Annotated in this window: 15 protein-coding genes; all 15 read right to left on the bottom strand. The window is 38.0% G+C overall.

Annotation, left to right across the window (positions count from 1 at the left end):
* Positions 1 to 79: 79 nt before the first annotated feature.
* The 15 genes from MKX83_RS11430 to MKX83_RS11360 all read right to left on the bottom strand — a co-directional run bounded on the left by MKX83_RS11430 (position 80) and on the right by MKX83_RS11360 (position 14,327).
* Positions 80 to 1,087 (bottom strand): NADP-dependent oxidoreductase, encoded by a 1,008-nt coding sequence (locus MKX83_RS11430; protein ID WP_095373419.1) that lies wholly within the window; start codon positions 1,085 to 1,087, stop codon positions 80 to 82.
* Between the two features lie 106 nt (positions 1,088 to 1,193).
* Positions 1,194 to 2,354 carry an ABC transporter substrate-binding protein gene (locus MKX83_RS11425; RefSeq protein ID WP_307314196.1) on the bottom strand — a complete coding sequence of 387 codons (1,161 nt, stop codon included), beginning with the start codon at positions 2,352 to 2,354 and terminating at the stop codon, positions 1,194 to 1,196.
* 27 nt (positions 2,355 to 2,381) lie between these two features.
* The gene (locus MKX83_RS11420) at positions 2,382 to 3,089 is read right to left on the bottom strand and encodes an ABC transporter ATP-binding protein (RefSeq protein WP_307314199.1); all 708 of its coding nucleotides are present in this window, start codon (positions 3,087 to 3,089) and stop codon (positions 2,382 to 2,384) included.
* The gene (locus tag MKX83_RS11415; protein WP_095373422.1) at positions 3,082 to 3,843 is read right to left on the bottom strand and encodes an ABC transporter ATP-binding protein; all 762 of its coding nucleotides are present in this window, start codon (positions 3,841 to 3,843) and stop codon (positions 3,082 to 3,084) included. Before MKX83_RS11415 ends, MKX83_RS11420 begins: the two co-directional genes overlap by 8 nt.
* A complete protein-coding gene (locus tag MKX83_RS11410; RefSeq protein WP_095373423.1) occupies positions 3,830 to 4,834 on the bottom strand; it encodes a branched-chain amino acid ABC transporter permease in 1,005 nt (334 codons plus the stop codon). Before MKX83_RS11410 ends, MKX83_RS11415 begins: the two co-directional genes overlap by 14 nt.
* Before the next feature lies 1 nt (position 4,835).
* Positions 4,836 to 5,699, bottom strand: a complete 864-nt coding sequence (locus MKX83_RS11405; RefSeq protein ID WP_095373424.1) for a branched-chain amino acid ABC transporter permease — start codon at positions 5,697 to 5,699, stop codon at positions 4,836 to 4,838.
* 31 nt (positions 5,700 to 5,730) lie between these two features.
* A complete protein-coding gene (locus tag MKX83_RS11400; RefSeq protein WP_322909269.1) occupies positions 5,731 to 7,410 on the bottom strand; it encodes a long-chain-fatty-acid--CoA ligase in 1,680 nt (559 codons plus the stop codon).
* 56 nt (positions 7,411 to 7,466) lie between these two features.
* Positions 7,467 to 8,255, bottom strand: coding sequence for an enoyl-CoA hydratase/isomerase family protein (locus MKX83_RS11395; RefSeq protein ID WP_095373426.1), 789 nt, complete (start codon positions 8,253 to 8,255; stop codon positions 7,467 to 7,469).
* A gap of 20 nt (positions 8,256 to 8,275) precedes the next feature.
* Positions 8,276 to 9,004 carry a 2-phosphosulfolactate phosphatase gene (locus MKX83_RS11390; RefSeq protein WP_341055390.1) on the bottom strand — a complete coding sequence of 243 codons (729 nt, stop codon included), beginning with the start codon at positions 9,002 to 9,004 and terminating at the stop codon, positions 8,276 to 8,278.
* 10 nt (positions 9,005 to 9,014) lie between these two features.
* A complete protein-coding gene (locus MKX83_RS11385; RefSeq protein ID WP_307314209.1) occupies positions 9,015 to 10,076 on the bottom strand; it encodes a phosphotransferase family protein in 1,062 nt (353 codons plus the stop codon).
* The gene (locus MKX83_RS11380; RefSeq protein WP_095373697.1) at positions 10,066 to 10,509 is read right to left on the bottom strand and encodes an acyl-CoA thioesterase; all 444 of its coding nucleotides are present in this window, start codon (positions 10,507 to 10,509) and stop codon (positions 10,066 to 10,068) included. The genes MKX83_RS11385 and MKX83_RS11380 overlap by 11 nt, the downstream gene beginning before the upstream one ends.
* A 2-nt stretch (positions 10,510 to 10,511) precedes the next feature.
* Positions 10,512 to 11,096, bottom strand: a complete 585-nt coding sequence (locus tag MKX83_RS11375; RefSeq protein WP_095373429.1) for a TetR/AcrR family transcriptional regulator — start codon at positions 11,094 to 11,096, stop codon at positions 10,512 to 10,514.
* A 33-nt stretch (positions 11,097 to 11,129) separates the two neighbouring features.
* Positions 11,130 to 12,308, bottom strand: a complete 1,179-nt coding sequence (locus tag MKX83_RS11370; protein ID WP_341055387.1) for a thiolase family protein — start codon at positions 12,306 to 12,308, stop codon at positions 11,130 to 11,132.
* A gap of 19 nt (positions 12,309 to 12,327) precedes the next feature.
* Complete coding sequence (locus MKX83_RS11365; RefSeq protein ID WP_307314214.1) at positions 12,328 to 13,101, bottom strand: SDR family oxidoreductase; 774 nt, start codon at positions 13,099 to 13,101, stop codon at positions 12,328 to 12,330.
* Entirely contained in the window at positions 13,101 to 14,327 is a 1,227-nt protein-coding gene (locus MKX83_RS11360; protein ID WP_341055384.1) for an acyl-CoA dehydrogenase, read from the bottom strand. Before MKX83_RS11360 ends, MKX83_RS11365 begins: the two co-directional genes overlap by 1 nt.
* Between the last annotated feature and the right edge of the window lie 11 nt (positions 14,328 to 14,338).

Genomic DNA, 14,338 nt, shown 5'->3' with positions numbered 1-14,338 from the left:
ATAATAAGGAAAAGAACAAATTATGCCAAACACGTTATTTGTTCTTCTCCAATATCCATGCTCTTATAGTTCGTTCATGTTAATCATCACTCACTTTAACCAGTTGTTTACCTAAATTATCTCCCTTAAATAAGCCAATAAAAGCATGAGGAGCATTTTCTAAACCTTCCACGATATTTTCACGATATTGAAGCTTTCCTGAATTAACCCATTCTCCAAGTTGCTTCAAGCCTTCTTCGTGATTATTTGCATAATCACCAACAATGAAACCCTTCATTAATGCGCTTTTTTGTACTAATAACCCTTGTATTCTCGGCCCATGCTCTATTTCTGTCGCATTATAGGAGGAGATTTGTCCACAAAGAATAATCCTTGCTTTGTAATTAATTCTTTTTATTACTTCATCGGAAATATCTCCACCTACATTATCAAAGTAAATATCGACGCCATCGGGTGTATATTGTTTAACCTTATCCTTTATATTATCAGTTTTATAGTTGATGACTTCATCAAAATGTAGGTCTTCTTTTAAATATTGGCATTTTTCTTCCGTTCCAGCGATTCCTATCACTTTACAGCCTTTTAATTTAGCTATTTGCCCAACCGTTGAACCGACGGCACCTGCTGCTCCAGAGACCACAACCGTCTCTCCCTCTTTAGGCTCACCTATATCTAGTAAGCCAAAATAAGCTGTTAATCCTGGCATTCCCACAATACCTAATGCTGTTGATATAGGAGCTATAGAAGGATTTAATTTACGTACTTGATGACTTTTAGCTACATTATAATCAGACCAGCCAAGACGCCCTTCCACATAGTCACCCACTTTAAAATTACCATCCTTTGATTCAATTACTTGACCTACAATTCCACCGGATAACACTTCATTTAATGCAAAAGGCTCAATATATGATTTTCGCCCACTCATCCTGCCTCTCATATATGGATCAACAGAAAGGTAAATGGTTTGTATTAATACCTCCCCTTCATTTAAACGAGGAAGTTCTTCACTCTCTACTAATTCAAAATTTTTATCATTTGGCATTCCGGTTGGTCTTTCGACTAATAGAATACTTCGATTACCCATTTTATCCCTCCATTTTATACGTTCTACTTCTCTATACCCTTATCAATTAAGGTAAAACAAAAGATAGGACGTCTGTGAACCTTCTTCACTCACAGACGCCCTCTTTTTACTCTACATCTACTTCTTCAAACTCACCATCTTTAATTACACCCATTCTGATAAAGTTTTCGATTGCCCCATTTTCTTCAATATGTTTCAAATCATATACTTTTTTATCATCTGGTAAATTAGTTAATCCATCTTCAATGTGTTCCCGTATAAGCTTAGCATCATCAACAGATCCCGCTGCTTTCATTGCCTCTACAAATACATACATTGCTAAATAGTGATAGCCTGCTTCAGAACCTGGGTCCTTGTCATGCTTTTCACGATACTTATCAATAAACTCCTTTGTTCCAGAATATTCTGTATATATAAGCGGAACAACACCTATCGCTCCTTCTAATACATCATATGAACCTGTCACATTTTTCATTTCATCCAATTTCGCTTGGTCCATCACGATAAAACCTCCGTCATATCCAAGCTGTCTTGCCTGCGATACAATTTTAGCAGTAGGTTCTGAAGGTCCACCAATGAAGAGGACATCTGGCTCTTCTTTTAATGCATTCGTTAAAAGAGTAAAAAAGTCTGTATCTTTCGAGTAATCAACTGAAGCTTTATGAACTACTTCTCCTCCTGCACTTTCCCAGTATGGAATAATCGCTTCAGCCCAATCTTTTCCATATTGCGTAACAGGCGGAATAGCAGCTAATTTTTTTCCGAAATTATCCATCGCATAATCGGAGAATGGCTCAATATATCCTTCATAGCTCGGCGGTATTCTAACAGTTAATGTATTCCCACGCTCAACAATATCTGGTTCACTCGAATAGGCTGATACGATGAAATTATCCACTTCGTTAAATACTTGTAACGCTGAGATGCCACCGCTATGTGGCGAGAATATAATTGGTGTTTGGTTTTCTTGAACTAAGCGTTTTCCATTTGATGCTGTTTCATTAGGTAAATATTTATCATCCAAGGCAACAACATTCAGTTTGTATTTATCACCATTTACTTCAAAACCTTCTTTATTAATGTCCTCTACTGCCATCTTCAAACCATTTAATGTGTTTTCACCATAATAAGCAGCAGCACCACTCAATGGACCACTATAACCAATATTGACGACTTTCTCACCATTGCCACCACTTGATTGTGCACAAGCTGATAGAAAAAAGATAGTGAATACGACTAAAACACTTAACCATTTCCGCTTTTTCATAAAACTCTCCCCCTTAATAATTATTACTTATGCACCAATATAAGCCTTTCTTACCTCTTGGTTTGATAAAAGCTCATCCGCAGTCCCTTGCAATGCAATCTGCCCATTTTCAAACACATAACCTTTCTTCGCAATACTTAACGCTGCAAATGCATTTTGTTCTGCTAAAAGAATGGTTGTTCCTTCTTGATTAATATTTTTAATGCTTTCAAACATTTGCTCAACAATAAGTGGTGCTAGCCCAATGGAAGGTTCATCAAGTAACATTAACTTCGGTTTAGCCATATAAGCTCTGCCGATTGCAAGCATTTGCTGTTGTCCACCACTTAGTAAACCTGCTGCTTCATTTCTTTTTTCGTAAAGAATCGGAAAAAGCTCGAACACATCATTTAATGATTGTTTCAATTGCGCTTTACGCTTACGATGAATATAACCTCCCATCATTAAATTTTGTTCTACGTTCATATAAGGAAACAATTTACGGTCCTCGGCACATTGGACAATCCCCATTTGTACAATCTTTTCAGGTGCCGTTTGATGAATAGGTACATCATTAAAAAGTATCTTGCCTGAAGTTGCTTTTAATAGACCACTAATTGTTTTGAAAGTCGTGCTTTTCCCTGCTCCATTCGCCCCTAGTAAAACAACAATCTCGCCTTCCACAACATCAATATCAATATCTTTAATACTTAAATATTTTCCATATTTAGCAGAAACTCCATCTAATTTAAGCACTCACCGTCCCTCCTAAATAGGCTTTGATGACCTCTTCATTTTTTTGGATCTCTGCTGGTGTTCCTTCTGCAATCTTTTCTCCATAGTTTAAAACCATAATATGATGCGCCAACCGCATAATCATCGGCATCTTATGCTCAATAAGACAAATCGTTAAACCTTTATCCGCCATTTTTTGGATTAATTTTGCCATTTCATCTGTTTCATCAGGATTGACCCCAGCTGTTGGTTCATCGAGAAAAACGATCTCAGGATCAGTAGCAAGTGCTAATGCGAAAGCAACACGTTTCTTCTCTTCTTGAGAAATATTTGTTACTAGTTGATCACTTACATGTGATAAGCCAACGAAATCTAAAGATTCCTCTGCTTTGGCGATACATTGTTGTTCTTCTTCTTTTAGCCTTTTCGTCCGAAAGATACTATCAAACAGATTAGATTTCGTTCGCAAGCGATGGCCAACAATTACATTGTCTTTCACCGTCGACATTTCAAATAAGTGTGTACTTTGAAATGTCCTTGCCACACCTAGCTTTGCTATCACATTCGCTGGTTGTCTAGTAATCTCCTCATTTTTATAGATAATGGTTCCTTCGGTCGGTTCGTGCACACCTGTAATCAAGTTAAAGAATGTACTTTTCCCCGCACCATTAGGGCCAATGATGGCGTTGATCTTCCCTTGTTGGACGGAATAATCCACTGACTTCACTGCTACATTTCCACCAAAACGCTTCGTTAAGCCTTTAACCTCCAGCATTTGTCTCCTCCTCCCTGTTTTTGTAAGCAAGAGATTCCTGTTTTTTCCGTTTTCTTTGATACAACTGCATTTGAATAAACCCAACAATTCCTCTAGGAGAAAAGATGATGAGTAATGTCAATAATGGACCAAATATGAGCATCCGATAATCTTGTAAGAATTGTAGATTTTGCGAGATGATCACGATAAGAAATGTCCCTACAATCGGACCAGCAAATGTACCAATTCCACCAACAATCATATAAGTAAGCAAATCAAATGTGATCGTTGTATAAGCTATTTCTGGACCGATGAAACGGATAAAACCTGCATACATCGCTCCTGCCAAACCAGCAAAAAAAGTGGAAAGTACAAAGGCAAGAAGTTTATTCCGTTTAGTTGAAATACCAAGTGATAACGCTAAATCTTCACTATTACGAATAGCGATAAATGTTCTCCCAGTTAGTGAATGCACGATACGATAAATGACAGCCACAACGAGGAGAAAAATGAAAAACGCTAAATAATATTGAGCTGTTGGTGATTGAAAAGTAATTGGACCGATTGCCTCTGGCAAAGGGATACCAATTAGTCCTCTTACGCCACCAGTTAGACCTTCCCACTTATCAATCACTAGGTAAATAATATAGCCTACACAAAGGGTATATATAGCAAAAAAGTGTTCTTTCGTTCTTAAGGCAAACAGCCCGATGATTAACCCGATGAACATCGTTACCAATGGGGCTAACAAAAAGCTTAACCAAAAACCCATCTCAAGTTTAACAGTAAGGATGCCGATAACATACGCCCCAATTGCAAAGAAACCACCATGAGCTAAAGATAAGTAACCTGTATAACCCGCAAGTAAATTCAAGCCATAAACTGCGATGGTCCAAATAAAAGCCAAAGTCATAATATGAAGATAATAAAGATTCGGAATAACGAAAGGGAAAACGATTCCGAGAACGATGAGCAAAGGTATAATTACCTTCTTGTTTGTTAGAACGTTCATTCTATACGCCTCCTTTAGAGAAAATTCCTTGAGGCTTGATTGATAGAATGAGAATTAATAATACAAAAGCGATGATGTCTTTATAATCTGCAGAAAGGTAGGTTGCTCCTAAACTTTCCGTGAACCCTAGGATATATCCACCCAATATGGCTCCTGGAATACTGCCCATTCCACCGATGATGATAATGACAAAAGCTTTTAGGATTACCAGATGTCCCATTCCAGGAAAGACGAGGTTAATTGGTGACGTAAGTGAAGCACCAATTGCCGCCAGAGCACCAGCAATAAAAAAAGTGAGGATCGCTACTTTATGTGTGTTGATACCTACTAATTGCGCCCCTTCTCTATTTTGGGCCATTGCAATGATTGTCCTACCCGTAAATGTTTTCTTTAAGAACCAGTAAAGCAAAATCATTACCGCAATTGCTGCGAATACAATGAGTATTCTCTGCAATGTCAGTGTGAGACCAAACACTTCCACCACCTGCCCAAAAGGTGTTGACATTTGGCGATAGTCCGCTCCCCATATAAACTGTGCTAATGCTTCAAGAAAAAGTAAAATACCGATGGCAGCCACTTTATCTTGAATAGGAGGAGAGTGTCTTAGAGGATAGAACACAAGTCTCTCCATTAAGACACTTAATAGTCCGACTACACAAATGGAAACAACCATTGCGAGAATATAGTGTAAACCTGCTTCAGTCATCATAATTAAAGTGATATATCCACCTACCATGTACAGAGCACCGTGAGCGAAATTTGGAATATGGAGAATGCCGTATACTAAAGTGAGCCCTAAAGCTACTAGGGCATAGACACTCCCAATTGTTAATCCATTAAACAATTGTTGCATTAAAAGTTCCATCATTTTCCCCCTTTTTCACGTCAGTAGAAGATTAGACTTTTTGTTGATTCACTTTCGATTCTTCTTCTTCTTTCAGTTTACGCCATAATATTTTCCCGCTAGATGTCATCGGGAAAGACTCTCTAAACTCAACCACTTTCGGAACTTTATAGGCAGCCATATGCTCTTTAGCCCATTGAATAATCTCTTCAGCAGATGTCTTTCCTTTACTGTCTTCATTTAATATTACGAAGGCTTTTGCTGCTTCTCCTCGTCTCGGATCAGGAATCCCAACGACACAAGCCTGTTGAATCGCAGAGTGACGATATAGAATCGACTCCACCTCTGTCGGCCAAATTTTATAACCTGAAGAATTAATCATTCTTTTTACACGATCAACAATAAAGAAATAACCCTCTTCATCTACTTTTCCTAAATCACCTGTTCTAAAAAATTGTTTTCCTTCTATAGTAATAAAAGCGCTTTCATTTTCTTCTGGACGATTATAGTAACCTTTCATTACTTGGTGACCATGAATGATGATTTCACCAACCTCATCGATTCCCAATTCTTCATTTGTAATAGGATCTATAATTCTAGCATCCACATCGAAGAAGGGAATGCCTAAACATTGCATTTTCGGATGATCTGTTGGATTTGAATGGGTTTGTGCAATTGTTTCGGTCAAGCCATACCCTTCTAAAAAAGTTAATCCAGTTAATTTCTCTAATTTCTGACCAACTGCTTCCGGCAAAGTAGCGCCACCACCGGAAATGCCAATAAGTGAAGCTATACGATCAGCTGTTAATTTTGGATTAGAAATAAAATCAATTAACATCGTACTTATAGCTGTCCAATTACTACACTGCTTTCTCTCAATAAGTTGTAATGCCGTATCTTTATTCCATCTAGTCATAATGACCATGGTACTTCCAGCATAAATGGGTACATGCATACTTTGCACCATTCCGGTCACATGGAAAAATGGCAAAGAAGATAAAATGACATTGCTACTTGAAATCCTCCCCCATAAAGCACCACCAACGGTATTGGCTTGAACAGAATAATTCGTATGCATACAGCCTTTTGGTACACCGGTTGTTCCTGAAGTGTAAGGAAGGACGATTAAATCATCCTGTTTGCTCGTATAATAAGGAACGATTTCTCTTATCTTTATAGCGTCATCCCACCGGAAATGATCTTGCTCTTCTGTCCATTCTTTTCGTGGTTCTGCAACTACATCTGGTCTATCTATGTTATCTTGTGGGTCAATATAATCTGAATAGGAGGCAATAAGTAGGTGTTTCAAAGAAGTCTGTTCAATAAGTGGTTTTACAATAGGTTGTAATTCTTGACCGATAACTGCTGTTTCAATTTGACAATCATTAATATAAAAAGCTAACTCACTCGTAACAAGCATTGGGTTAATCGGAACGACGACTGCGCCGATTCTCATAATGCTATAGAAACTAATGACAAACTGTGGAGAATTCTGCATAAAGAGCAGGACTTTATCTCCTTTTTTTACCTGTAATTCCGTTTGAAGATAACTAGAAACACTCTTCACTTCGTCTAATAATTGCTTAAAGCTTATTTCATTTCCATAATAATGGATAGCCTCTCGCGAAGGATATTGAAGTGCTGAGAATTCCAAGTTTTGGTAAACTGAAGTTTCTGGAACAATCAGTTTTTTTGGAAGCTTTGGCCAGTGATCAAAATGTCTTGTTTGCATTAATTTAATCTCCTCCTTAACTTTTTAGAATAGCTCATAGAGGTGTCATATTTAATTTAAGAACGTTTGAAGTCAGGTTGTCTTTTTTCTTTAAAAGCAGTAATTCCTTCATGATGGTCCTCTGTTGTTACCATCGTACCTTGTGTAATCCTTTCCTGTTCTAATACTTGTTTTAATGATAACTGATAAGATTCGTTAGTAAGTTTTTTAATGAATCCATACGCAATATTTGGCCCAGCACTTAATTTTTCCGCATATTGTTTTACATCATCTTCAAAGTGACCTTTTTTGTAAATATGGTTAACGATGCCAAATTCGTATGCTTTTTCAACTGTTAATGGCTCTGCGCTAAATAATAGTTCCTTCGCACGTTGTAATCCAACTAGTCGAGGTAGAAAATAAGAGCCGCCGCCATCCGAAATTAAGCCTACTTTAGAAAAGCTTAAAATAAATTTAGTTTCTTCTTCTGCTAAGATTAAATCACATGCTAGTGCTAGATTAAACCCTGCTCCTGCCGCATATCCATGTACGGCTGCAATGATTGGTTTCTCTACAGATTGTATTAAAAGAATAAGCTCATTCAAATTCCCAATATGTTCATAAGTAGCTATAGGCGATCTTGAACCCATCCTTTTTACATCTCCACCAGAACTGAAAGCTCTTCCCGCTCCCTTCAATACAATAACACGAATATCTTTATCCGCTTTGGCTTGTTGTAGTGCTGATTTTAACCCTTGAATTAGCTCAGGGCTAAATGAATTTAATGCCTCAGGACGATTTAATGTTAATTCCATTACACCATTCTCAATTTTCATTAGTAAATGACTCATTGTTTTCGATGTCATATCTTCACCTCATTTTTTTATTAAACGCCGATTACGCCTTCATCCGTTACAATAGGGGCAACGGCAAAAATATCTTTTTGAGCTGCGAATGCTACTTCCGTCTTCATACCGTGATTTGCAATCATTTTACCTACACGTGAAGCCATTAATAATTCTGTTCCTTTTTCTTTTGCACCCAAATAAAACTGATGGGCACACAGTGCTGTATCTGACATTTCCCAAGCCTTATGACTGCTAGTTATTAAACAATCAATATAATAACCGACTCCATAAAAGTCCTCGACATTAAATGCACCAGAAGATCCCGAACAAACAAGTACTACCGTCTCATCAAGATGTTCGCTACAAACTGCCTTAGCAGAATGTTTGGCATTTAAGAGGGATGCTATATACACTTTCTTTGCATTAAGAGCATGTTTGATGGCCACTGTTCCATTGGTGGTTGTTAAGATGATATCCTTACCTTCAACAGTTTTAGATAATCTTTCTGGATGGGGTGATTCAAATCCGTCTATCGTTAGCCCGTTATATTCTCCAACTAACACATATGTTCCTTTTTCACGAATGCTTGCTTCATATAATGCATCCTCTTGATTCGCTACTGGTATGACCGCCTTTGCCCCGTGTTGAATCGCAGTTGTTATAACTGATGTGGCCATCAAAATATCAAATACAACTACCACCTTCTGCCCATTTAATTTCTCTTTATCGATTTCTTCTTTTTTCATGACTACATGAAGTTTCACCATATCAATAACCTCACAATTTTCTTCTAGATGTCTTTACAGCATGTTGTATTAAGTTATTTACATATAAGTTTAGATTAGAAAAGCGCTCGTCTTTTGTTTGTCCGCGCTTCCAACGATAATAAATTTGCTGACATATAACGGCGAGTTTGAAGTAAGCAAATGTTAAATAATAATGAATTTGACTGACATCTGTCCCACTTTTTAGCGCATATGCTTGAATAAACTCTTCTCTTGTGAAGAAGCCTGGCTTTGTCGTCACCGACTCTTCTCCTAGACCTCTCTTCAATAGATCGGAATCATTTTTTTCATGCCAGTAGCTTAAGGCAACACCTAGATCTGCTAACGGGTCACCAACAGTTGACATTTCCCAATCAAAGACACCGATTAATCTTGTTAACTGTTGATTGAACATACTGTTATTTAGCTTAAAATCATAATGGATAATCGTTGTTTTTTCGGAATGTGGGAGATGTGACTCTAACCAATTTGTAAGTTCATCAATCCCATTAATTTCATCTGTTTTACTACGATGATATCGGCTTATCCAGCCATCTACTTGCCTTTGCATGAACCCAGCTGGTCTCGTCATCTCTTTTAGTTTGGTCTTCTGATAATTGATAGCGTGTAATTGCACAAGAGTGTTTACCATCAATTGTGATATTCTTTGACCTACATCATAAGTACTGTCACCATCGGGAATAGGGAGGGAATCGTCTATCACCACCCCTTTTTTTCTTTCCATAATAAAGAATGGTGCACCTAAAAGTTCTTTATCACTGTAAATAAAAGGCTTCGGTGCTTGATTGAAAAAAGGGTGGATTTCCTGTAGTACTTTATATTCTCTTTCCATATCATGCGCTTTAGGTGCTACTGGTCCCATAGGCGGTCTTCTTAACACAGCTTCCCAGTTGCCAGCTTTTAATTGATAGGTTAGATTTGATTTACCTGCACTAAATTGGGAGATTTCTAATGGTTTGTTAGGTATTTCTTCTATATTTGCTTTTAAATATTGTTCTAAGCGATGAACATCAAGCCCTTCACCTTCTCGAATGGGAATTGTATCAGAAGTCATGAACACCCTCCTCTGTTTTACTTAGTAATGCGAGAGGCTGATATTTTTTTAAGTTATCCCTTAAATGTTCTGGAATCAAAATAGAATGATCATCTATGAAGTTATAACACACAGTGACACAACTTGCTTTAGCAACCAATTTCCCATCCATCTTCTTTGTCAATAAATGCTGTAATTCAAAGCTTTTACGGCCAATATTGCTAACCTCAGTAGTCACAACTAGTTCCTCACCTGCGAAAGCTGGGGCAACATAATCACAATGAATAGAAGCCAAAATCATACTACTTTGTTTATTTCTATTAGGTAAAATCTCATAAAATAATTTCGTTCTTGCCTCTTCAAAATAAAGAAAATAACTTGTATTATTGACATGGCCAACAGCATCGGTTTCACTAAACCGTACATACACCTCTATTTGATGTTTTTTATGCATCATCAAATCCCCTCTTTAACAGGCACTTCTTCAATACCTTTTAAAATAATTTCGGTATAAAATCGTGCTAATTCCTTATCCGTTAGTTCACCATCTGTGCGAAACCAATAATAGCTATAATTCGTCATTCCTAAAAATCCGAATGCAAGAATATCCGTTCGAATATGATTACTAAACTCTCTTGTCTTTTTACCTTCATCAATAATTTTTTCAAAATTTAATCGATATTCTTTTCTCTTTAATTTAATTTGTTTGACATGATCTTCATGTAAATGCCTTAACTCCCGATGCACAATTCGTGCTTCTTTTCCCTGGGTGTCAATCTTACTTAATGTTAAATAAATGTTTTCGTAGAGCTTTTCTTTATTACTTAATGTTTGATTTTGTAAGATTTCCTCTTGTTCTTGTAATAAACCCTCGATATATTCTAAATGGATATCCCTTAATACTTCCTGCTTACTGTTGAAATAATAATAAAAAGTACCTTTCGTCACATCGAGTTGATCGACAATATCTTGAATGGTCGTTTCCTTAAAGCCTTTATCATCAAACAAATCGATGCTTTTCTTTAAAATTTGATTTTTCACTAAAAGCCCTCCTGACTATGACTATGCCTATTCTTAGACTAGTTCTCTTTCAATGAGAAGGGCAATCCCTTGACCTCCACCAATACAAGCGGTAATTAAAGCCGTCTGGCTCAGTGACCGTTGCAATTCATACACTGCTTTCGTAACAAGTATGGCACCTGTTGCGCCTAATGGATGACCATGAGCAATCGCTCCGCCATTCACATTCAACTTTTCAGGATTGAATGATAACTCCCTGTCACAAGCAATGACTTGTGCGGCGAATGCTTCATTCAATTCAATTAAATCAATATCTTCAAGTGTTTTTCCAGTTTTCTTTAATAGTTTTCTAACAGCAGGTACAGGACCTATTCCCATAATATTAGGGTCAACACCAGCGACAGTTGATTCTTTTATGACGGCTAATGGACGTAAACCGAGTGAATTCGCTTTTTCTCTTGACATGATAACAAGCGCCGAAGCCGCATCATTTAAGCCTGAACTGTTACCGGCTGTCACACTGCCAGCTTGCTTAAATGCAGGTTTAAGTTTAGCTAACCCCTCTATATTCGTTTGTGGTCTTGGGTGTTCATCCTCATTAAAAGTAATCGGCTCACCTTTTCTAGTAGGAATCTTTATCGGAACAATTTGTTCATTAAAACGGCCTTCTGCCATCGCCTTAGCCATTCTTGCTTGACTACGATTGGCATATTCATCTTGCTCTTGACGAGAAATATCATATTTTTCTACTAAATTTTCTGCTGTTATCCCCATAGGAGGATCTCCAACTTCATCAGGTGAAAGTCGTGATTTTCTAAATTGAGGGGGTCTTGGACTATACGGTTGATCAGCCCGATCCATCAAGTAAGGTGCCCTTGACATACTTTCTACTCCACCTGCAATATAGACATCTCCCTCACCGGCTTTAATCATTACTGCAGCAAGTGCAACAGCATTCATACCTGATCCGCATTGGCGGTCTATTGTTAAGCCAGGTAGATTAAGAGAAAGACCTGATTGAAGACTTGATAATCTAGCAATATTTCCCCCACCACTTAGCACATTACCAAAAATCACATCATCAATCTCTCCCACATTCACTTGCGCCCGCTCTACTGCTGCCTTTATAACTTCGCCACCAAATACGTGAGCTGGAACGGAGGCAAGAGCACCTCCCTGCCTACCAATCGCTGTGCGTACAGCTGAAACGATTACTGCTTCTCTATTACCCATTTCACCCATCCCCTTCTCTTTACATCGCCGTTGTTCCACCATCTACCGCAATTGTTTCACCAGTAATGAAATCGGACGCACCACTGGCTAAAAATAGAGCCACTCCTTTTAAATCAGAGTCGGAACCAAATTTCCTAAGTGGTGTCCTCTGTAAGAAGCGATCGCTATTTCTTTCAATAAGAACCTTGGACATTTTTGTTGGGAAAAACCCAGGTGCAATCGCATTGACATGAATGCCTCTTGGTCCCCATTTCACAGCCAAATCTTTTGTAAAAGAAATAACACCACCCTTACTTGAATTATATCCAATTGCGTCCATTAACTCTGGATTTGACCCCTTAAGTCCAGCAACAGAAGCTATATTAATGATTTTCCCTTGTTTTTCAACCAGCATTGCTTTACCAACAGCTTGTGACATTAGAAATGTGCCTACAACATTTACATTGACTACTTTTTGAAAGGCTTCTAGAGGCATTTCTTCTACTGGTGCCCCCCATGTTGCCCCACTATTATTGACAAGAATATCAATCTTTCCAAAACGCTGAATCGTTTCATCGACGACTGTTTGCACTTCTTCTGGATTAGTAATATCACATTTAAAAGTCAGTACTTCAACACCAAGTTCCTTTAAACGATCGGCCACTTCATCACAATTCTCTTTTTTCCTGGAACATAACACGATGTTTGCTCCAGCTTCTGCAAACCCTTCAGCAATTTGTTCACCTAATCCTCTTCCGCCCCCAGTGACAATAGCTGTTTTTCCAGATAGATCGAACAGTTCTTTTACATGCATTATTGGACCCCCTGTGCTACTTTTTTATATTTTTTTAACTCTTGTCTTGCAATCGCTCTTTTATGGACTTCATCTGGACCGTCTGCTAATCGTAATGTTCGAATATTCGCCCAACTTGCAGCAAGCGGTGTATCTTGACTTACTCCTTTTGCACCTAGTGCTTGAATGGCGTGATCAATAACTTGAAGTGCCACATTTGGTGCGACTACCTTAATCATGGCTATCTCTGTTTTGGCAGCTTTATTTCCAACAGTGTCCATCATATAAGCAGCTTTCAATGTAAGTAAACGAGATTGTTCTATATTCATTCTAGCTTCAGCAATCCATTCTTGAATAACACCTTGTTCTGCTAATGTTTTGCCAAAGGCAATGCGCTCTTGGACACGCTCACAAAGAATGGATAATGCTCTTTCCGCTGCCCCAATCGTTCTCATGCAATGATGAATGCGCCCTGGTCCTAATCTGCCTTGTGCAATTTCAAAGCCTCTCCCTTCACCTAGTAGCATATTACTAGCAGGGACTCTTACATTGTTATATTCAATTTCTGCATGACCATGAGGAGCATGATCGTAACCAAACACATTTAATGTGCGTTTGATTTTTACACCTGGTGTATCAAGTGGGACTAATATCATCGATTGTTGTTTATGTTTTTCGGCGTTTGGATCGTTTTTACCCATGACAATGGCAATTTTACATCTAGGATCACCTGCCCCTGATGACCACCACTTTGTTCCATTAATGACATACTCATCTCCATCACGAATAATGCTGGATTCGATATTGGTCGCATCAGATGAGGCCACATTCGGTTCAGTCATGGAAAAACAAGAGCGTATTTCACCGTTTAGTAATGGCTTTAGCCACTTTTCCTTATGTTCATCCGTTCCGTAGCGTACTAATACTTCCATATTACCTGTATCTGGTGCTGCACAGTTAAATACTTCAGCTCCTATAGATGACCTCCCCATTAACTCACATAATGGAGCGTATTCGATATTGCTTAAACCTGCACCATCTTCGCTATCCGGTAAAAATAAATTCCATAATCCTTCTGCTTTTGCTTTTGCTTTTAGTTCCTCCATAATGGTTGGATGGGTACTAAATCGATTTTCCTTACTTATTTGCTCCATATAGGTTTTCTCATTTGGAAAAACATATTGATCCATGAAATCACTAATTTTTGCTTGTAAACGCTTTACTTTGTCCGAATATTCAAAATTCATTACCCGCACCT

Origin of the sequence: Cytobacillus sp. FSL M8-0252, from assembly GCF_038007345.1 — a bacterium.
In the GTDB taxonomy this organism is placed as follows: Bacteria; Bacillota; Bacilli; order Bacillales; family Cytobacillaceae; genus Cytobacillus; species Cytobacillus kochii.
The sequence above is the reverse complement of the archived record's forward strand: the minus strand, read 5'-3'. Positions and strand labels throughout refer to the sequence as shown.

Coding starts and splice junctions, on each gene's coding strand:
- MKX83_RS11430 (WP_095373419.1), bottom strand. CDS start 1,087: ATGGGTAATCGAAGTATTCTATTAGTCGAAAGACCAACCGGAATGCCA.
- MKX83_RS11425 (WP_307314196.1), bottom strand. CDS start 2,354: ATGAAAAAGCGGAAATGGTTAAGTGTTTTAGTCGTATTCACTATCTTT.
- MKX83_RS11415 (WP_095373422.1), bottom strand. CDS start 3,843: ATGCTGGAGGTTAAAGGCTTAACGAAGCGTTTTGGTGGAAATGTAGCA.
- MKX83_RS11410 (WP_095373423.1), bottom strand. CDS start 4,834: ATGAACGTTCTAACAAACAAGAAGGTAATTATACCTTTGCTCATCGTT.
- MKX83_RS11405 (WP_095373424.1), bottom strand. CDS start 5,699: ATGGAACTTTTAATGCAACAATTGTTTAATGGATTAACAATTGGGAGT.
- MKX83_RS11400 (WP_322909269.1), bottom strand. CDS start 7,410: ATGCAAACAAGACATTTTGATCACTGGCCAAAGCTTCCAAAAAAACTG.
- MKX83_RS11395 (WP_095373426.1), bottom strand. CDS start 8,255: ATGACATCGAAAACAATGAGTCATTTACTAATGAAAATTGAGAATGGT.
- MKX83_RS11390 (WP_341055390.1), bottom strand. CDS start 9,004: ATGGTGAAACTTCATGTAGTCATGAAAAAAGAAGAAATCGATAAAGAG.
- MKX83_RS11385 (WP_307314209.1), bottom strand. CDS start 10,076: ATGACTTCTGATACAATTCCCATTCGAGAAGGTGAAGGGCTTGATGTT.
- MKX83_RS11380 (WP_095373697.1), bottom strand. CDS start 10,509: ATGCATAAAAAACATCAAATAGAGGTGTATGTACGGTTTAGTGAAACC.
- MKX83_RS11370 (WP_341055387.1), bottom strand. CDS start 12,308: ATGGGTAATAGAGAAGCAGTAATCGTTTCAGCTGTACGCACAGCGATT.
- MKX83_RS11365 (WP_307314214.1), bottom strand. CDS start 13,101: ATGCATGTAAAAGAACTGTTCGATCTATCTGGAAAAACAGCTATTGTC.
- MKX83_RS11360 (WP_341055384.1), bottom strand. CDS start 14,327: ATGAATTTTGAATATTCGGACAAAGTAAAGCGTTTACAAGCAAAAATT.